15 protein-coding genes are annotated in these 18,283 nt (G+C 67.8%); 6 read left to right on the top strand and 9 right to left on the bottom strand.

Going from position 1 to position 18,283, the window contains the following annotated elements:
* Positions 1-5 precede the first annotated feature (5 nt).
* Together ACFTSF_RS08655 and ACFTSF_RS08650 are read right to left on the bottom strand one after the other, a co-directional pair.
* A complete protein-coding gene (locus ACFTSF_RS08655) occupies positions 6-1,307 on the bottom strand; it encodes an extracellular solute-binding protein (RefSeq protein ID WP_380153265.1) in 1,302 nt (433 codons plus the stop codon).
* A 90-nt stretch (positions 1,308-1,397) separates the two neighbouring features.
* On the bottom strand, positions 1,398-2,447 hold the full coding sequence (locus ACFTSF_RS08650) for a LacI family DNA-binding transcriptional regulator (protein ID WP_380153264.1): 1,050 nt from the start codon (positions 2,445-2,447) through the stop codon (positions 1,398-1,400).
* A gap of 107 nt (positions 2,448-2,554) precedes the next feature.
* Here ACFTSF_RS08650 and ACFTSF_RS08645 point away from each other — a divergent pair, with 107 nt between their 5' ends.
* Positions 2,555-4,849, top strand: a complete 2,295-nt coding sequence (locus ACFTSF_RS08645) for an ATP-binding cassette domain-containing protein (RefSeq protein ID WP_380153263.1) — start codon at positions 2,555-2,557, stop codon at positions 4,847-4,849.
* A 127-nt stretch (positions 4,850-4,976) separates the two neighbouring features.
* Here ACFTSF_RS08645 and ACFTSF_RS08640 read toward each other — a convergent pair whose 3' ends face one another.
* The 6 genes from ACFTSF_RS08640 to ACFTSF_RS08615 all read right to left on the bottom strand — a co-directional run bounded on the left by ACFTSF_RS08640 (position 4,977) and on the right by ACFTSF_RS08615 (position 10,782).
* Complete coding sequence (locus ACFTSF_RS08640) at positions 4,977-5,768, bottom strand: SGNH/GDSL hydrolase family protein (RefSeq protein ID WP_380153262.1); 792 nt, start codon at positions 5,766-5,768, stop codon at positions 4,977-4,979.
* A gap of 117 nt (positions 5,769-5,885) precedes the next feature.
* Positions 5,886-6,659, bottom strand: coding sequence for an ABC transporter ATP-binding protein (locus tag ACFTSF_RS08635; RefSeq protein ID WP_344147349.1), 774 nt, complete (start codon positions 6,657-6,659; stop codon positions 5,886-5,888).
* Positions 6,656-7,414, bottom strand: coding sequence for a cobalt ECF transporter T component CbiQ (gene cbiQ, locus ACFTSF_RS08630; protein ID WP_380153261.1), 759 nt, complete (start codon positions 7,412-7,414; stop codon positions 6,656-6,658). Before cbiQ ends, ACFTSF_RS08635 begins: the two co-directional genes overlap by 4 nt.
* Positions 7,411-8,430: an energy-coupling factor ABC transporter permease gene (locus tag ACFTSF_RS08625; RefSeq protein WP_380153260.1), complete on the bottom strand. Its 1,020-nt coding sequence runs from the start codon at positions 8,428-8,430 to the stop codon at positions 7,411-7,413. The genes cbiQ and ACFTSF_RS08625 overlap by 4 nt, the downstream gene beginning before the upstream one ends.
* A gap of 45 nt (positions 8,431-8,475) precedes the next feature.
* Positions 8,476-9,834 carry a dihydrolipoyl dehydrogenase family protein gene (locus ACFTSF_RS08620; protein WP_380153259.1) on the bottom strand — a complete coding sequence of 453 codons (1,359 nt, stop codon included), beginning with the start codon at positions 9,832-9,834 and terminating at the stop codon, positions 8,476-8,478.
* A 54-nt stretch (positions 9,835-9,888) separates the two neighbouring features.
* Positions 9,889-10,782 carry an AraC family transcriptional regulator gene (locus ACFTSF_RS08615; RefSeq protein ID WP_380153258.1) on the bottom strand — a complete coding sequence of 298 codons (894 nt, stop codon included), beginning with the start codon at positions 10,780-10,782 and terminating at the stop codon, positions 9,889-9,891.
* A gap of 105 nt (positions 10,783-10,887) precedes the next feature.
* Between ACFTSF_RS08615 and ACFTSF_RS08610 the strand changes: the two genes are divergently transcribed.
* From ACFTSF_RS08610 to ACFTSF_RS08590, 5 genes are read left to right on the top strand one after another with little or no spacing between them, the layout of a single operon-like run.
* Complete coding sequence (locus ACFTSF_RS08610) at positions 10,888-11,805, top strand: NAD-dependent epimerase/dehydratase family protein (protein ID WP_380153257.1); 918 nt, start codon at positions 10,888-10,890, stop codon at positions 11,803-11,805.
* A 54-nt stretch (positions 11,806-11,859) separates the two neighbouring features.
* Entirely contained in the window at positions 11,860-13,368 is a 1,509-nt protein-coding gene (locus tag ACFTSF_RS08605; protein ID WP_380153256.1) for a PstS family phosphate ABC transporter substrate-binding protein, read from the top strand.
* Between the two features lie 9 nt (positions 13,369-13,377).
* Positions 13,378-14,130, top strand: a complete 753-nt coding sequence (locus ACFTSF_RS08600) for a metallophosphoesterase (RefSeq protein ID WP_380153255.1) — start codon at positions 13,378-13,380, stop codon at positions 14,128-14,130.
* Between the two features lie 31 nt (positions 14,131-14,161).
* A complete protein-coding gene (locus ACFTSF_RS08595) occupies positions 14,162-15,040 on the top strand; it encodes a hypothetical protein (RefSeq protein ID WP_380153254.1) in 879 nt (292 codons plus the stop codon).
* 23 nt (positions 15,041-15,063) lie between these two features.
* The gene (locus ACFTSF_RS08590) at positions 15,064-16,512 is read left to right on the top strand and encodes an MFS transporter (RefSeq protein WP_380153253.1); all 1,449 of its coding nucleotides are present in this window, start codon (positions 15,064-15,066) and stop codon (positions 16,510-16,512) included.
* Between the two features lie 320 nt (positions 16,513-16,832).
* On the opposite strand, the gene lpdA is transcribed toward ACFTSF_RS08590, so the two are convergent.
* The gene (gene lpdA, locus ACFTSF_RS08585; RefSeq protein WP_344147319.1) at positions 16,833-18,230 is read right to left on the bottom strand and encodes a dihydrolipoyl dehydrogenase; all 1,398 of its coding nucleotides are present in this window, start codon (positions 18,228-18,230) and stop codon (positions 16,833-16,835) included.
* Positions 18,231-18,283 lie beyond the last annotated feature (53 nt).

Genomic DNA, 18,283 nt, shown 5'->3' with positions numbered 1-18,283 from the left:
CCCTTTCATACCGGTTGCGGGCGGTCGAGCAGCACGTTCAGCCGCTTCACGAATCCGGCGAACCCCGCCTCGGGATCACCGCTGCCGAGATACACGTTCTGGACGTTCTCCGCGAAGTACCGGTGGAAGTCGCTCCCGGCACCCCCGAACCACGCGTCCGGGTCGTAGTTCACGTACTCCGGGATGCCCGCGTAGTTCGACTGCGGCTTCAGCGCCTGGTACTCCGGGCTCTTCACCACTGGCTGGTACGCCGGGATGTGGCCGGCACCGGCCCATTTGACCGACCGCTTGAGGATCTCGGCGACCAGTTGGTACGTGTGCCGCCGTCGTTCCGGATCGAGCTTCGACTGCCGTGGCAGCACGAACGTGTGCGAGTCCGCGTACGCCGCGTCGGTCCCGAACAACGTTGGAATGGGACGCGCGTCGAACTGCAGTTTCGATTCCTTGAGCGTCGGGAGTTCCCAGACACCGCCGAACAGCATCCCGCTCTCACCGTGCAGGAACTCACTGGTCGCCGTACCGCCGTCGCCGGCTTTGGTGGCGATCGTGTCGTCCAGCAGCGACTGCACGAACTTGAGCGCCTTCACCGCGGCGGCCTCGTCGACCTGGGCCTGCTGTCCCGGGACGAGCTTCATCTCGGCGTTCTGCTGGCGGTAGAAGGTGTAGAACAGCCGCCACATCTGCGAGCCGTCGCCGAGGTATCCGTAGGACAGACCGTGCTTGCCGGTCACCTTCTGCAGCTTGCGCGCAGTCTCGGTGAACTCCTCCGGCGACTTCATCGTCTGCAGCGCGTCGGTGACACCGGCCTTCTCGGCGTGCTCGGTGTTGTAGTAGAGCACGAACGGGTGGGTGTCGAGCGCGATCGAGTACAGCTTCCCGTCGTACAGGCCCTTCTGCCAGACCAGCGGCGGGAAGTCGCTCTCGCGCAACCCCACCTCCGCCAGCAGGTCGAGGTCCCATGGCTCGAGCAGGCCGCCGGGCGCATAGCCCGCGATCCGCGACGCGTGCATGATCGCGAGATCCGGTGCCCGGCCGCCGGCCGAGGCCATCGCGAGTTTGGTGTAGTACGGCGGACCCCAGGCCAGCACGGTCTGGGTGGCACTGAAGCCGAGGTGCTGGGCGTTGACGGCGTCCACCAGGCCGGCCATCACGATCCCGTCTCCACCGGTCATCAGGTGCCAGTAGCTGAGGTCGGCGGCCGACCGGGACGCTCCGGGCGAGCATCCGAGCAGGGCGCCACCACCGGCGACCGCGGCCGCCGTACCGAGTAACCGACGGCGGGAGAACCGCCGTTCCAACGCACTCATCCAGTCTCCTTCGCAGGGATTTCTGGATGATTACATCGTTGGAATACGTTGACAAGTGTTTGTGTGTGTTTTTGCCGGAACGTGTTCGAGTTAGCGGGTGGTGCTGACCCGCTCGATCACCCGGTGCGGGACGATCACCCGGCGGGGCGCGGCGTTCTTGTCCGCCATCCGCTCCTCGAGCAGCTCGAGCGCGGCGCCGACGAACGCGCGCCGGTCGAAGTCGACCGTCGTCAGCGGCGGGATCATGAACTGGCTCTCGAGCACGTTGTCGAACCCGGCGACCAGCGTCTGATCCGGTACGGCGACGCCGGCGCTCCAGAGCGCGGACAGCGCACCGGAGGCGACGGTGTCGGTGAAACAGAAGAACGCGTCGGGGAGTTCGCGCTCGGCCAGGTACTTCCCCACGACCGTGGCTGCGCCCTCGGGTCGCCAGCGGTCCAGTCCGATCTCCAGGGCCGGGTCGTTCGGGATACCGGCCTCCTCGAGCGCCTGGCGATAACCCGCGGTCCGGAGCCGGGAGGCCGCCGTACCGGGTGCTTCGGCGGCACTGCCCAGTACGCCGGCGCCACTCGAGCCACGCGGGATTTCCGGCGTACCGACCGCGACGATCCGGCGGCAGCCGCGGGCGATCAGGTGCCGGGTCATGTCGCGGGCCGCGGCGACGTTGTCGATCGCGACCTGGCTGACCAGGTCCTGGTCGACGTCACCGATCAGGACGAGTGGCGGCAGCGGTCCGGCGGACAGTACGGCGCTGTCGTCGAGGTTGACCGGGTTCAGGATCAGGCCGTCGACCAGGTACGCGCGGGCCTTCGACAGCAGCTCGAATTCGCGGCGGGGCTCGGCTGCGGTCTGCTCGATCTGGACGCCCCAGCCGCGCTCGTGGGCGAGCTCGACGACGAGGTGGACGATCTCGGCCGAGTACGGCCGGAGCAGGTCCGGGAGGGCGAGGGCGATCATGCCGGTCCGGCCGTTGCGCAGGCCGCGGGCGCTCATGTTCGGCACGTAGTCGAGCTCGCTCAGCGCCTGCTCGACCCGGGCCCGGGTCTCCGGCCGGACGAACACCACACCGTTGATGACATTGGAGACCGTCTTCGGGGACACCCCGGCCAGTTTCGCGACGTCTTTCACGGTGGCTCGCATGCCGGACATTCTCACATCCTTCACGCTGTGTCGAAACTTTCCGGCCCGGGTGAGCGATGGCTTCGCGCTCAAAGTTTTCATCGGCGGTTCAATGGGAGGATTGAAGGATGCCTGCCACCGATTCGACCGTTCCAGCCGGTCACCCGGCCGCCGACAGCCACGACCTGATCGAGGTCCGCGGGGCCCGCGAGAACAACCTCGCCGGCGTCTCGCTCGACATCCCCAAACGCCGTCTGACCGTGTTCACCGGAGTCTCCGGGTCCGGGAAGTCGTCGCTCGTCTTCGACACCATCGCCGCCGAGTCCCAGCGACTCATCAACGAGACCTACACCGCGTTCATCCAGAACTTCATGCCCAGTCTGGCCCGGCCGGACGTAGACGCCCTGCGGAACCTGTCCGCAGCCATTGTCGTCGACCAGGAGCGGATCGGTGCCAACTCCCGATCCACGGTCGGCACCGCCACCGACGCGCACACCATGCTGCGGGTCCTGTTCAGTCGCGCCGGGACGCCATACGTCGGGCCGCCCTCGGCGTTCAGCTTCAACCGGGCCGAGGGGATGTGCCCCGTCTGCGAGGGTCTCGGCCGGACCACCGAACTCGACGTCGACGAGCTCGTCGACCGGGACCTCAGTTTGAAGGATGGCGCGATCAAGGTGCCGGGGTACGGTCCCGAGACCTGGTGGTACCAACTGTTCTCGCAGTCCGGTCTGTTCGATCCCGACCTGCCGCTGCGCGACTACTCGGCCGAGACCTGGCAGCAGTTCCTCTGGCAGGAACCGATGAAGGTCAAGATCGGCAAGAGCAACCTCACCTTCGAAGGACTCGCAGCCAAGGTCAAGCGCCAGTACGTCGGTAAGGACCTGGACACCATGCAGGCTCCGGCTCGGGCATTCGGCGAGCGCGCGGTTCGGCAGGAGACCTGTTCGTCCTGTGGTGGCGCGCGGCTGAACGAGGCGGCCCGGTCGGTCACCATCAACGGCCGCACGATCGGCGACTGCTCGTCGATGCAGATCAGCGATCTCGCCAAGTTCGTAGCCGGAGTCGAGCACCCCGGTGTCGGTCCGATGCTCGACGGGTTGCGGCAGACACTCGACTCGATGGTCACCATCGGGCTGGGCTACCTCAGCCTCGATCGCGAATCGGGCACGCTGTCGGGCGGTGAGGCGCAGCGGGTGAAGCTGGTCCGGCACCTGGGTTCCAGTCTGAGCGATGTCACCTATGTCTTCGACGAGCCGACGGTCGGGCTGCACCCGCACGACATCCAGCGGATGAACGACCTGCTGATCCAGCTGCGCGACAAGGGCAACACCGTGCTGGTCGTCGAGCACAAGCCGGAGACGATCCGGATCGCCGACCACGTCGTCGACCTCGGTCCGGGGGCCGGTCTGTCCGGCGGTCGGCTCTGCTACTCCGGTGACCTGGACGGGCTGAAGCGGTCCGGCACGTTGACCGGCCGCTATCTGGATCACCGCGTTGCCGTGAGGGACGACGTACGGCGTCCGACCGGGAAGCTCGTGATCGAGAACGCGAACCTGCACAACCTGCGCGATGTCAGCGTCGACATCCCGCTGGGTGTACTGACCGTGGTCACCGGGGTGGCCGGGTCGGGCAAGAGCTCGCTGATCCACGGCTCGCTGGCCGGTCGGCCTGGAGTCATCGTGGCCGGGCAGGAGCCGATCCGCGGTTCCAAACGCAGCAACCCGGCGACGTACACCGGACTGCTGGACCCGATCCGGGCGGAGTTCGCGAAGGCGAATGGCGTGAAGCCGGGTCTGTTCAGCGCGAACTCGGTCGGCGCGTGCCCGTCGTGCAAGGGCATCGGGCTGGTCTACACCGATCTCGCGATGATGGCCGAGGTCGCGTCGGTCTGCGAGGTCTGCAACGGGGCGCGGTTCACGGCCGAGGTGCTCGCGTACAAGTTGCGCGGGAAGAACATCAGCGAGGTACTGCGGATGACCGTGACCGAAGCCCGCGAGTTCTTCGTGAAGGGGCCGGCCCGGACGATCCTGGACCGGTTGTCGGCTGTCGGGCTCGGATACATCGGGCTCGGGCAGCCGCTGACCACGCTGTCCGGTGGTGAACGCCAGCGGCTGAAGCTCGCGATCAACATGGGCAAGAACGGTTCGATCTACATCCTGGACGAGCCGACGACCGGGTTGCACCTGGCCGATGTCGACGCCCTGCTGACGATGCTCGACAAGCTGGTCGAGGACGGCAACACCGTGATCGTCATCGAGCACCACCAGGCCGTGATGGCGCACGCCGACTGGCTGATCGACATCGGCCCCGGCGCCGGCCACGACGGCGGCCAAGTCGTGTTCACCGGAACCCCAGCCGACCTGGTCGAGTCCAGCCCCACCCTCACCGCCGAACACCTCCGCGAATACGTCGCCACCGAGTAACCGCCACCCGCGCAACGTCCGACGATCCGGAGACCAGGCCTGCGGATCGTTCGGACGTTACGTGGAAGGGGGAGCTAACGTCCGACGATCCGGAGACCAGGCCTGCGGGTCCTTCGGACGTTGTGGGTCAGTCCTTGGTGAGGGCGGGGGCTACCAGGTTGGCGTAGGCGGCTTGGCCGGCGATGTTGGGGTGGTAGGACTCGCTGACGGGGTTCGAGAGGCCGTTGATCCATTCGGGGCTGCCGCAGACGGCGTGACCGACGAAGGCGGAGGTCGGGTTGACGAAGGAGAAGCCGGCTCCACTCGCGGCCGTGGCGATCTTCGAGTTGAGGAGGTCGGCGGTCTGGTTCAGGCGGGTCATCTCGGCGGGGCTGAAGAAGGTACCGGCGTTGCAGTCGGTGCCGTTGAACAGGCGTGGGTAGCCGACGACGATGACCTTGGCCGAGGATGCCCGGCTCTTGATCGAGGCGTAGAGACCGTTCAGCCGGCCGGGGATGGTGTTGTTGATGGTGGCCTGGGCGTTGTTGATCGCGGTGTCGCAGTTACCGAGCCAGGCCGGTTTGGCGCATTCGGTGATCACCGAGGAGAAGCCGGCGTCGTTGCCGCCGACCTGGACGGTGATCCGGTTGGCCGCGCTGGTGACCGCGCTGAGCTGGTTGTTCGTGACGTCGGCGACGCGCGCACCGGAGCAGGCGACGAAGGTCAGGTTCGCGCCGAGCCGGGCGGCGTCGAGGTACGGATAGGCCTTGGTCGAGCGCTGGCACGAACCGCTGCTGGAGATGTAGGTGCGGGTGCCGACTCCGGAGGCGTAGGAGTCGCCGAGGGCAACGTAGTTGACCGCGGCGTGGGCGACACCAGGGACGAGGAGCGTCGCGGCGCCGAGGGCCGCGGCGGACAGAGCACTGACGATGGACTTCATGGGCGGACCGCCTTGGGTGCGAGGGGTGGCGACTGAAGTACTCAAAGTCACGATGGCCGACTCGCGGGTAACAGACAAGGTCTTGGTAAGAAACTGGCCGCGTATTTCTGGAGTAGGTCAGCGGCCTTCGGGTCCGGGCACCGAGAGCGGGTCGAACCCGTACGGCAGCTCCAGCCGGTGCGCGCTCATCAGGTCCGCGTCGCCGAGCAGGTCCCTGGTGCGGCCGTCCGCGACGATCCGGCCGCTGTCCATCAGCAGGCTCCGCTCGCACAGTTGCAGGGCGTACGGCAGGTCGTGGGTGATCATCAGCAGCGTCACGTCGAGACCGGTCAGGATGTCGGCGAGCTCGCGCCGGCTGGCCGGGTCGAGGTTGCTCGACGGCTCGTCGAGGACGAGTACCTCGGGACGCATCGCGAGCACGGTGGCGACCGCGACTCGGCGGCGCTGGCCGTAGGACAGGTGGTGTGGAGCGAGGTCCGCGTGATCCTGCATGCCGACCTGGACTAGTGCTTCGCGCACTCGGTCATCGAGCTCGGCGCCGCGCAGGCCGAGGTTCGCCGGTCCGAAGGCGACGTCATCGCGCACGGTCGGCATGAACAGCTGGTCGTCCGGATCCTGGAAGACCAGGCCGACCTTCCGCCGGATCACGCGCAGATGATCGCGGTGCAGGCCGGTCCCGCCGATCTCGATCCGCCCACTGCCCGAACCGCCGGCGACCGAGCCGAGGATCCCGTTCAGATGCAGGACGAGGGTGGTCTTGCCGGCGCCGTTCGGGCCGAGCAGGGCCACGCGCTCACCGCGCTCGACGGTGAAATCGACGCCGTACAGAGCCTGCCGCCCGTCGGGGTAGGCGAAGACGAGACGCTCGACATGAATCGCGGGACCGCTCACAAGCCGACAACCCTAGCCGCCACCGCGACGGCCACGGCAGCCAGGGAGATCGTCAGCCCTTCGATCCACTGGGCCCGCGTCGCCCCGACCTCGCCGAGCAGCGGCATCCGGCCGGTGTAACCACGCGACCGCATCGCCAGGTGCACCCGCTCACCACGCTCGAAACTGCGGACGAACAGTGCGCCCACTCCCCCGGCGATCGCCTTCAGATGTCCGGCTCGGCCGCCGACGTACCCACGGGACTCCCGGGCGATCCGCATCCGATGCAGGTCGTCCGAGACGACGCTCAGGTAGCGGACCATGAACGACAGGATCGCCACGAGGGTCGACGGCAACCGCAGGCGTTCGAGTCCGGCGAGCAGTTCGCGCGGACCGGTTGTGGCTGACAGCAGGATCGCCGCGATCACGCCGAGCGTGCCTTTTGCCAGGACGTTCCACGCGCCGAGTACGCCGGACTGCGACAACTGCACGCCGAGTACGTCGACCGTCGGTCCCGTCGCCACGAACGGGAGCAGCAGCGCGAACACGATGAACGGCGTCTCCACCGCCAGCCGCCGCGAGACCACGAGTGCCGGGAGTTTCGCAACCACGAGCGCGGCGACGAGGAAGGCGGCGTACAGGGCGAAGGCCCAGAAGTTGGCGGCTGGGGTGGAGACGACGGCCAGGACGAAGACGAACAGGGCGACGATCTTCACCTGCGCCGGGATCCGGTGAACCTTGCTGTCGACCGCGACCAGCAGGCCGTCTCCGCTCACGAGGCCTTGTTCGTGCGGAGCGACGCGACCTTGGCGATGGCCAGGCCGACGGCGATCGTGACCAGTACGCCGATGATGCCGGCGAGCGCGCCGGAGACCTGCGCGTTGCCGATGCCGCTCACGCCGTAGTCGGCCAGCGGGCTGCCCGCGACCGCGGAGTCCTTGGCCGCGCTCTCGAAGCCGAGCTTGGCGCCGACGAACTCGAGGCCGTCGGGATGCGCGCTGGCCAGCAGACTGACGCCCCCGGCAACGATCAGCGTGATGGCGACGCTGATCCCGAGCGACCGACCGGCCGGCTTCGCGGCGATCGGCTTATCCGGGGACACCGTGGAAGTGTTGCCGTCGGCATCGACCAGGATCAGATCCTGCTGGAGGTGGCGAGCGGCGTACACGAGGTCGGGACGGGTCGCGACCACCGCACCGAGGACGGCCGCGGTGATGACGGCCTCACCGATGCCGACGAGGATGTGCCAGCCGACCATCGCGGTGGCGAGCTTGCCGAGCGGGATGTCGACCGCGCCGCCAATCGCGTAGAGGCCGGTGAAGGCCAGTGCCGCGACCGGTACGGAGACCAGTGCGCCGACGGTCGCAGCCGGTACGACGCTCCCGGTCCGGCGCGGCAGCACCTGGAGCAGGGCGCGGGTGAGGAAGTACCCGACGAGCACCGTGATCAGGCCCATCAACGTGATGTTCGTACCGAGTGCCGTCAGGCCGCCGTCCGCGAAGAGCAGACCCTGCACGAGCAGCACCGTCGACATCACCAGTACGCCGGTCCACGGGCCGACGAGCGCGGCCGCCAGCGCACCGCCGAGCAGGTGACCGCTGGTGCCGGCGCCGACCGGGAAGTTCACCATCTGCACCGCGAAGACGAAGGCCGCGGTCAGCCCGGCCAGCGCGGGACCGGTCTCCCGGATCTCGCGGTTCGCGCGCTGCAGGCTGAAACCGACGGCACCGGCCGCGATCAGGCCGGTGGCGACGGACGTCGGGGCGTTGAAGAACCCATCAGGAACATGCACGCGCACATTCTTCGTCCTTTTGCGATCGAATCGCAACAGGGGTCGTCACAAATCCTTCAGAGCATCACCGATCGCACGGTGGAACGTCGGGTACGCGTAGATGACCTGTTGCAGAGAGTGCACAGGCACGGCGGCATGTACGGCGATCGCGAGCGCACTGAGCACCTCACCACCGGTCGGCCCGGCGCTGGTCGCACCGACCAGTACGCCGCGGTCTGTGTCGACCACGAGTTTGATGAAACCCTCGTTCCCGGCCTTGTGAATCCAACCCCGGGACGACGACGGGATCTGCGTCGAACCGGTCGCGACATTCAGCCCGTGCTCGCGGGCCTGCTTCTCGGTGAGCCCGACCGCGCCGATCTCCGGATCGGTGAAGGTGACTCGCGGCATCGCGTGATACCGGGCGAGCGGCGCATCCTGCGTGCCGAGGATGTCGTGTACGGCGATGTTCGCCTGGTACATCGCGGTGTGCGTGAACGCGCCGACCCCGGTCACGTCACCGACCGCCCACACGCCGTCCGCGGCCCGGACGTGCTCGTCCACCTCGATCTTGCGCGCGTCCGCGTCGATCCCGACCTGATCCAGGCCGAGGGCCTTGATGTCGACCCGCCGACCGGTTGCCACCAGCAACTTCTCACCGGTGACCGTGCGGCCGTCATCCAGGGTGATCGTGAACTCATTGCCGTCGTGCGCAACTTTCGACGCGTGTACGCCGGTGTTGATGACGACACCGTCCCGCTCGAGCGCCTCGCGAGCGAGGTCACCCGACTCCGGCTCCTCCATCGACAGGATTCGCTCGGCGCCTTCGACCACGGTCACGGCCACACCGAACCGGGCGAACACCTGGGTGAGCTCGACCCCGATCGCGCCACCGCCGAGCACGACCAACGAGGCCGGCAACGTCTCGGCCCGAATCGCGTCCTGGTTCGTCCAGAACGGCGTACCGGCGAGGCCGTCGATCGGCGGCACCAGCGGGACCGTGCCGGTCGCGACGATGATGCCCTTCGACGCCTCGAACTCCCGGTCGCCCGCCTTCACCGTGCGCTTTCCGGTGATCGTGGCGTGCTCGCGGACGAACGTGACGCCCTTCTTCACCAGCCGGTCGACCGCGACCTGGTCGTTCCAGTTGTCGGTCGCCTCGTCGCGGATCCGCTTCGCCACCGGCGCCCAGTCCGGCTGAACCGACGCCGTACCGGCTATGCCGTCGACGCGGCGCGTCTCGGCGATCAGGTTGGCGGCGCGGATCATCATCTTGCTCGGGATGCACCCGTAGTACGGGCACTCACCGCCGACGAGCCGCGGCTCGATCCCCACCACGTTCAGCCCTGCCTCGGCCAGTCGCCCGGAGGCCTCCTCGCCGCCCACACCCAGCCCGATCACGACCACGTCAACCTGTTCAGCCATGCCGCCAATCTTGCAGACGCCTCGCCCCCGGCCAAGCCCTCCCCCGGCGCGTCATCATGCGGTAAGGCGAGTACGGCGGTACTCCCCGGGAGCGACGCCGTACTCGCGCTTGAACGCCTTGGCGAGTGCGAACTCGGTCCCGTACCCGGTCTGCGCGGCGATCGCCCGCAGCGGCGCATCGGAATCGTGCAGCCGGCGCGCGGCCAGCGTCATCCGCCACCAGGTCAGATAGCCGAGTGGCGTCCGGCCGACCGCGTCGGTGAACCGCTTGGCGAAGCTCGACCGCGACAACCCGGACAGCGAGGCGAGCTCAGCCACCGTCCATGGGTGCTGCGGACTGCCGTGGATACCGCGCAGCGACGCCATCAGCGCCGGGTCGGCCAGCACTGTCGCCCAACCCTCGGTGGCCCGTTCGTCCGCGAACCAGGCGCGCAGCACGAACATCAGCAGCATGTCGACGAGTCCCGCCAAGATCGCGGACGAGCCCGCTCGGGGATCGCTGAGTTCGCTCGCCAGCAGGTCGATCGCCGCGCGCAAGGACGGATGCCGGCCGGACAGATGCACGACCTCCGGCAGCTCGCCGAGGAGCGGGTGGCTGCTCGATCGGTCGAAGTAGTACGCCGCGCACAGCAGCTTGATCGCCGGGCCCTGCGCCCCGACCGCATCGGCCGCCGGCGCGGTGTCGAACTGGAACTCGGTCAGCGGGCTGTCCGGGTGGTCGGCCAACGCATAGCCCGCACCGTGCGGCACGAACACCACGTCGCCGATGCTCAACCGGATCGGCTCGCCACGCGCCGGAAGCAGCCAGCACGACCCTTCGAGCAACACGTGGCACCCGGCACCGTCGCTTGGCGGGAACCGGATCCCCCACGGAACCTGCTCCTCGGTTCGAGCCGCGTGCGGACGTCCGGTTCGCAGGGCAGTCAGTACGTCGCTCAGCACGTCCACGTCCTCAGTTTAGACGGCTGGATATGTCGTCGAGCGTTGTGACCATGTCCGTGGCGTGAGTTGCCTTCGTAGGGTCGAGCTCCAACAACTCTTCGGGAGATGCACATGACCTTCTCTGTCGTGGTCGGCGCCGGCGGGACCGGCCGGGCCTTGGCTTGGCTGCTCGCGGACGATGGTGAGCGCGTCAAGCTCGTCACGCGGAGCGGCTCCGGCCCGGACCACCCGGGCATCGAACGTGTCGCGGCCGACGCCACCGCAGTCGACCAGCTAACCAGCCTGTGCGAGGGCGCGACCACGCTCTACAACTGCGCGATGCCGTCGTACGACCGGTGGCCGAGCGACTGGCCACCTCTCGCGGCCGGCATGCTGACCACCGCCGAGCGCACCGGCGCGGACTACGTCATGCTCGGCAATCTCTACGCGTACGGTCCGGTCGCAGGCCCGATCACCGAGAACCAGCCCTCGGCGCCGACTACGGTCAAGGGTTCGGTCCGCGCACGGATGTGGGACGACGCCCTGGCCAGCAACGCCCGGGTGACTGAGATCCGCGCGAGCGACTTCCTCGGCCCGGACACCATGTCGGTCTACAACCTGATCGTCCCGCCGGCCGTGCTGGCAGGTGTCGCCGCCGCCTATCCCGGCGAGCTCGACGTCGAGCACAGCTGGTCGTACGTCGAGGACACCGCGCGCACGATGATTGCCGCTGCTCGCCACGACGATGCCTGGGGACGCGCCTGGCATGTCCCGTCCACCTCGACCTTGCCGGTGCGCGCTCTGACGGTGGAGCTGGCCAGGCTCGCCGAGGCGCCGGCTCCGCAACTCACCAGCATCTCGCCGGCCGAGCTCGAACGGCTCGGTCAGGACGACCCGATCATGGCCGAACTGATCGAGATGCAGTACCTCGACAACGATCCGCTGCTGCTCGACGCCACCCATACCTCGGCCGTCCTCGGCGTCTCGGCGACACCACTCGAGACCGTGCTGACCCGGACGATCGAGCGCCTCCGCGTCATCGCGCGGTAAGCGGGCGTTCACCGCGGGCGAGTAGCGTCCTGCCTTCGCTGAAGTGGGGGCACGTTGTTCGACTTCTCTGGTTTCGCGTCCGTCAATCTCGAAACCGTCATCGCTGCCGTTGCCTTGATCGGTACGGCGATCGCCTGGCTCGTCGACCGCTATGTCCTGCGCCGCAAGCGGCTGGTCTACCGCGTGCAGGTGGACGCGCGGATCGGGGTCTATCCGCGGGCCGATCAGACCCAGCGGATGGTGGATGTCGAGGTCCGTCACCAGGGGTCGGTGGTGACAGATCCGAGCATCGTGCTGCTGCGGCTGGACAACGCCGGCGGGATGGACATCGACCCGCAGGACATGCACGAGAAGGTGGCGTTCGCGTTCCCGGATCGCAAGATCGTCGGGCTGAAGGTGACCGAGGCGCATCCGAGTTCGCTCGGCGAGATGCTCGAACGGCGGCTGTCACCGGCGAACTTCGTCGACACCAGCAAGCTCGTGCTGCCGCGGATCGCGATCAATCGGGGCGACCATTTCAAGTTCCTGCTGGTGCTGTCGGGGACCGGTCAGGGCGTCAGCCACTCGGGTTACTTGGCTGGCGGATCGACCGGCGGCGGGGTTTACCACGAACCGCGGCCGCGCGGGCCGGGTCGCCGTACGCTGCTGTTCGGCGCACTGTCGCTCATGCTGGTCGGGGCGCTCGTGGCGTTCTTCCTCGTCGACGTGCTCAAGCCGCCGGACGACTGCTCATCGGGTCAGCTGCGGGTGATCGGCTCGACCGCGGTGGAGCCGACGATGCGGGAGTTGCGGACGGCCTATGCCGCCGAGTGCACGAACGCCGACATCACCATCGCCGCGAACGGGAGCCGCAGCGGCGTCCGCAGCCTGGCCGAGCTCGGCGGCAAAGACGCAGAGCAGGCGAGCCGGCAGATCGCGATGTCGGACGGCCCGGCCGAGAGCGCACCCGAGCTGCGTGGCGAACCGGTGGCAGTGGTCGTGTTCGCCGTGGTCGTGAACCGGTCGGCTGATGTCACCGGGGTGAGTACGACGCAGTTGCGCGACATCTACAGCGGCAAGCTCACCAACTGGAAGCAGCTCGGCGGCCGCGACCTGCCGATCCGGATGGTCAGCCGGGTCGGGCCGGATTCGGGATCGCGCCGAGTGTTCCGGGAGAAGGTTCTCGCCGGTGATCAGGAGCTCGGGATCTCGTCCGACGACTGCGCCCGCGACGACGACGCGGTCGCGAAGTACCACCGCTGCGAGGTCGGTACGACGGAGGAGCTGCTCACCCGGGTCAACGAGATCGACGGCGGCATCGGGTACGCCGAACTCGGCAGCGCGCGGAAATATCCGCAGATCTCGATCGCGACGATCGACAAGGTCGCGCCGGACACCGCGAAGGTGGAAGACCGGTCGTACCGGTTCTGGGAGGTCGAGCACGCCTACACCTACAAGACGCCCGACCCGAAGTCGCTCACCGCGGCGTTCCTCGACTACATCGGCTCGACGCAGGCTCGTCCGGTCCTGGAGCGCGGCGGACTCGTCCCGTGCAGCGATCTGCCGACCGGGTTCTGCGGTTAGGGTCGAACGATGATCGTCATCGCACACCTCAGTGACCCTCATCTGGACGGGACCACCACGCCCCGCGATCGGCTGCGCCGGATCACGGCGTACCTGCGCGAGTTCAGTACGCCGGTGAACGTCGTACTGGTGAGTGGGGATCTGGCCGATCACGGATTGCCGGCCGAGTACGACGAACTGGCGGCCGAGCTGCCGACCGGCGTACCGGTGTTCGTGCTGCCGGGGAACCACGATGTCAGCTCGCCGTTGCGGGTCGGGCTTGCCGACTACCTGGACTCCCCCGGCGACGGTCACCCGATTCATCAGGTGCGCGAGGCCGCCGGTGCGCGGTTCGTGCTGGTCGACAGCACGGTGCCGGGTGAGGACCACGGCTTGCTCTCCGAGGATTCGTTGGCCTGGTTGGACGCCGTACTGCGGGAGCCGTTCGACGGTCCGGTGTTCGTGGCGATGCACCACCCGCCGCTCGTCATGCACCACCCGGAGATGGACCAGTGGCTGCTGCGTTCGCAGGAAGCCCTCGAAGCCGTCCTCGTCGACAAGCCGGTCACCGCGATCCTGACAGGGCACGTGCACAACCCCGTCGTCACGACGTTCGCCGGTCACCCGGTCCTGGGCGCACCTGGCATCCGGTCGACCGTCACGCTCCCCTTCGAGCCTGCCCCGGCCAGCGGCACGATCGTCGACACCGACGCCGCTCCCGGCCTCGCGCTGCACATCCACTACCCGGGTGAGCCGCTGCAGACTTTCTACCGCTTCCCGTGACAACGAATTCCGAAAATGCCACTATCTGCGCATGACGACGAATTATCTGGGCTCCGGCGCCTATTGTTATGCGAATTCCCTGGCAATGATCATTCGCGACGTACCGATGACAGCGGTCGAGGTGCTGACCGGTTCGCCGTTCGGCGCGCAGATCGAGGACACCGGGCTGCCTTGGTTCGATCCGCCCGGCTGGCAGCCTGACCTCGGCCTCGACCGAGCCATCGACCTGCTCGGCTGGACCTGCCAGCGGACGTCCGGCGGATCTGCTGAGGAGGCCTTGGTCAGGCTGCGCGAGAGCTGCCCAGCTCTCGTCGGCCCGGTCGACATCGGCCTCCTCACGCACCAGCCGTGGTCGCCGGGTAAGGCCGTCGGCGGTGACCACTGGGTGGTCGTCGTCGAGGTCACGGATGACGTGGTCGTCTTCCATGATCCAGACGGTTTTCCCTATGCCACGCTACCGATCCAGCAATTCCTCGAAGCCTGGCGAGCGGACGAGATCACGTCGGTGGAAGGCTCCTACATCCTCCGCACCGACTTCGAGCGCCAGCGTCAGGTTTCCGTCGAGGACGCCCTGCGCGCGTCCCTTCCACATGCCCGCGACTGGCTGGCTCGCGACTCACAGCAAGCCGTCGAACAGATGGCCGCGCTGCTCGCCGCCGAGAACGACGGCATCCGCGGCCACTTGGCTGGGCTCGCGGGACCTGCCGGCGTACGCCGTCTCAACGATGCGTCGATCTGGTTGGCTGCGATCGGTCAGACCGAGGCCGCAATTGTTGCTGCCGAGCTTTCCCGCAGCCTCGGCAGTCTGCAATTCGCCCTCACCTCACGCCAATTCCCCCGAGCCGCCGAAATTCTCGCTGCTCTTGCTCCTGGGTATCCGAAACTCCGCGCGGCCTTGACCTCAACTTAAGTTGAGGGTTGATGCTCGTCGACATGACATCAACCAACGTTGAGGTTGGCCGTGCCGGGCGGCGGGAGTGGGTCGGACTGGGCGTACTCGCGCTGCCCGCCCTGCTCGCGTCGCTCGAGCTGACCGTGACCCATCTCGCCCTGCCCTCGATCGCGGCCGACCTGCACCCCAGCGGTTCCGAACTGCTCTGGATCGTCGATGTCTACGCCTTCCTGCTCGCGGGCTCGCTGATCACGATGGGCACACTGGGCGACCGGATCGGACGGCGCCGGCTGCTGCTCGGAGGCGCTGCCCTGTACGGCGTCGCCTCCGTGCTGGCCGCGTTCGCCACCGGACCCGGCGTACTGATCGCGGCCCGGGCCCTGATGGGTGTCGCCGGTTCGACGCTGATGCCTTCGGTGATCGCCTTGGTCGCGGCCATGTTCAAGAACCCGGCCCAGCGCGGTGTCGCGATCGGGATCGTGGTCGCGAGCGTTTCCGGCGGTACCGCGATCGGGCCGCTCGTCGGCGGCTGGCTGCTCGACAGCTTCCACTGGGGAGCGGTGTTCCTGATCGGCGTCCCGATCATGGTTGCGCTGCTCATCGCAGGTCCACGGCTGCTGCCGGAGTACCGCGCACCGGGCGGCAAGCGACTCGACCCGCTGAGCGCTGTGCTGTCGATGGCCGCGATCCTGCCGATCGTCTACGGGCTCAAGCACCTGGCCGCAGACGGGTTCGCCTGGCAATGGCTGGTCGCTGTCGCCGGTGGGGTGATCCTCGGGGTCATGTTCGTCGTCCGGCAGCAACGGCTACCCGATCCGATGATCGACCTGCACCTCTTCACCAGCCGCGTCTTCAGTACGGCGTCGATCGCGCTGGCCCTGGCCATCTTCGTTCTCTGGGCGGTCAACTACGCGATCGCCCAGTTCCTGCAGCTCGTGCACGGACTCGATCCGCTCACCGCGGGTCTCTGGACTGCACCCTCTGCCGTCGGCACGATCGCGGGATCCCTCCTGGCGCCACGACTGGCTCGCCGGATTGCCCCGGGCATAGTCATCGCGGGCGGACTCACGCTGGCGGTCGCAGGATTCGGCGTACTGATTGCGACCGGCCCACTCCCCCTACTCGTCACCGGCTCGATCATCATCTCGGCCGGTCTCGCGCCGACCATGGCGTTGGCCACCGACCTCATCATCGGCGCCGCTCCCACTGAGCGCGCCGGAACCGCCGCATCCATCGCCTCGACAGCTCCACAACTCGGTGGCGCACTAGGCATCGCGCTGCTCGGCAGCCTGATCACTGTCGCCTACCGCCACCAGACCGGCGCAACCGACCTCACGCGCGAAGCACTCGCCGTACCAGCGGCTCGTGACGCCTTCACCGACGCCTTCCACCTCTCAGCCACCGTCAGCGCCGCCCTCCTTCTAGCCACCGCCGCCCTCACCGCCCGCCACCTCCGCACCCCACCAAGCCCCGACCCGGTACGACGTTGAGCACGGATCAACCATGTACGCGCCCGGACGGTGGTCGATGCGTGCTCAAGGTGAGCCGGCCCGACAACCTTGAGCACGGCTCGACCGTTTCAGCGGGGCTCGCGTGGTCGATGCGTGCTCAAGGTGACACGCGCCCGCGACCTCGGGGTCCTGGGTGCGTTAGCCGAGGGATTCTCGTCACCGAGTCCCAAAATCCCCCGGACAGCGCAGAACTCGAGCAGCACGCACCTCAGCCACCGGTTCGGGGAGGGATCGCACCGTGCGCGGGGTATGCGAACGGGCGCCGGCGGAGGGGTCCGCGGGCGCCCGGTCGGGGGTGATCAGAAGTTGATCATGTGGCCTTCGAGGCCGTGGAAGGCTTCTTGGAGGGCCTCGGACAGGGTCGGGTGGGCGTGGACGTTGCGCGCCAGTTCCTTGGTGGTGAGGTCCCACTTCTGGGCGAGGGTGAGCTCGGGGAGGAGCTCGGTGACCTCGGGGCCGATCAGGTGCGCGCCGAGGAGTTCGCCGTACTTGGCGTCGCTGATGACCTTGACGAAACCGTTCGGGTCGTTCAGGCCGTGGGCCTTGCCGTTGGCGGTGAACGGGAACTTGGCGACCTTCACCTCGTGGCCGAGCTTCTTCGCCTCTTCCTCGGTGTAGCCGAAGCTGGCGATCTGCGGCTGGCAGAAGGTAGCCCGCGGGATCATGGCGTAGTCGAGTTCCATGGTCTCGTGGCCGGCGATCGTCTCGGCGGCGATCACGCCCATCGCCTCGGCGGCGTGCGCGAGCATCAGCTTCGCGGTGACGTCACCGATGGCGAAGATGTTCGGCACGTTGGTCTTGCAGAGACCGTCGATACCGATCGCGCCGCGCTCGGTGAGCTGTACGCCGGTCTTGTCGAGGCCGTAGCCGTCGACGCGCGGCTGGAAGCCGATCGCCTGCATGACCTTGTCGGCCTCGATCGTCTTCTGCGCGCCGTCCTTGCCGGTCACCGTGACCTTGACCGACGAGCCGGAGTCGTCGATCGAGTCGACCCGGGTGGAGGTGAGGACGTCGACACCGAGCTTCTTGTAGGCCCGGGCGAGCTCCTTGGAGACGTCCGGGTCCTCCAGCGGGACCATCCGGTCGAGGAACTCGACGATGGTGACCTTGACACCGTAGTTGGCCAGGACGTACGCGAACTCGACACCGATCGCGCCGGCGCCGGCGATCACGATGGAGCCCGGCAGGTCCTCGGTGAGGATCTGCTCCTCGTAGGTGACCACGCGGTCGGACAGCTGGGTGCCCGGCAGCAGCTTGGTGGTGGCGCCGGTGGCGATGATGCAGCTGCCGAAGGTGACGGTCTCCGAGGAACCGTCGTTCAGCGTCACGTCGATGGTGTTCGCGTCCGTGAACGAGCCCCACCCGTCGAACTCGGTGATGCTGTTCTTCTTCATCAGGAAGTGGACGCCCTTGACCCGGCCGTCGGCGACCTTGCGGCTGCGCTGGACGGCGGTCGGGAAGTCGAAGCTGACCTCACCGCTGATACCGAAGGTCTTCGCCTCCGTCCGGAAGATGTGCGCGAGCTCCGCGTTCCGCAGCAGCGCCTTGCTGGGGATACAGCCCACGTTCAGGCAGACACCGCCCCAGTACTTCTTCTCGATGATGGCGGTCTTGAGCCCGAGCTGAGCCGCGCGGATCGCCGCGACATACCCACCCGGACCTGCGCCGAGGACAACAACGTCAAAGTGCGAGGCCATGACCTGAACTTTAGTCGGTCGCCCCAGCACAGTGACGATCGGGCAGGCTGGTG

The sequence above is a fragment of the Kribbella sp. NPDC056951 genome (assembly GCF_042674205.1).
GTDB lineage: Bacteria > Actinomycetota > Actinomycetes > Propionibacteriales > Kribbellaceae > Kribbella > Kribbella yunnanensis.
This window is presented reverse-complemented; position numbering and strand designations above follow the sequence as displayed.

Bases quoted from the DNA above. Each gene is read 5' to 3' on its own strand.
- ACFTSF_RS08655 (WP_380153265.1), bottom strand. From the start codon at position 1,307: ATGAGTGCGTTGGAACGGCGGTTCTCCCGCCGTCGGTTACTCGGTACG.
- ACFTSF_RS08650 (WP_380153264.1), bottom strand. From the start codon at position 2,447: ATGCGAGCCACCGTGAAAGACGTCGCGAAACTGGCCGGGGTGTCCCCG.
- ACFTSF_RS08645 (WP_380153263.1), top strand. From the start codon at position 2,555: ATGCCTGCCACCGATTCGACCGTTCCAGCCGGTCACCCGGCCGCCGAC.
- ACFTSF_RS08640 (WP_380153262.1), bottom strand. From the start codon at position 5,768: ATGAAGTCCATCGTCAGTGCTCTGTCCGCCGCGGCCCTCGGCGCCGCG.
- ACFTSF_RS08620 (WP_380153259.1), bottom strand. From the start codon at position 9,834: ATGGCTGAACAGGTTGACGTGGTCGTGATCGGGCTGGGTGTGGGCGGC.
- ACFTSF_RS08610 (WP_380153257.1), top strand. From the start codon at position 10,888: ATGACCTTCTCTGTCGTGGTCGGCGCCGGCGGGACCGGCCGGGCCTTG.
- ACFTSF_RS08600 (WP_380153255.1), top strand. From the start codon at position 13,378: ATGATCGTCATCGCACACCTCAGTGACCCTCATCTGGACGGGACCACC.
- ACFTSF_RS08595 (WP_380153254.1), top strand. From the start codon at position 14,162: ATGACGACGAATTATCTGGGCTCCGGCGCCTATTGTTATGCGAATTCC.
- ACFTSF_RS08590 (WP_380153253.1), top strand. From the start codon at position 15,064: ATGACATCAACCAACGTTGAGGTTGGCCGTGCCGGGCGGCGGGAGTGG.
- lpdA (WP_344147319.1), bottom strand. From the start codon at position 18,230: ATGGCCTCGCACTTTGACGTTGTTGTCCTCGGCGCAGGTCCGGGTGGG.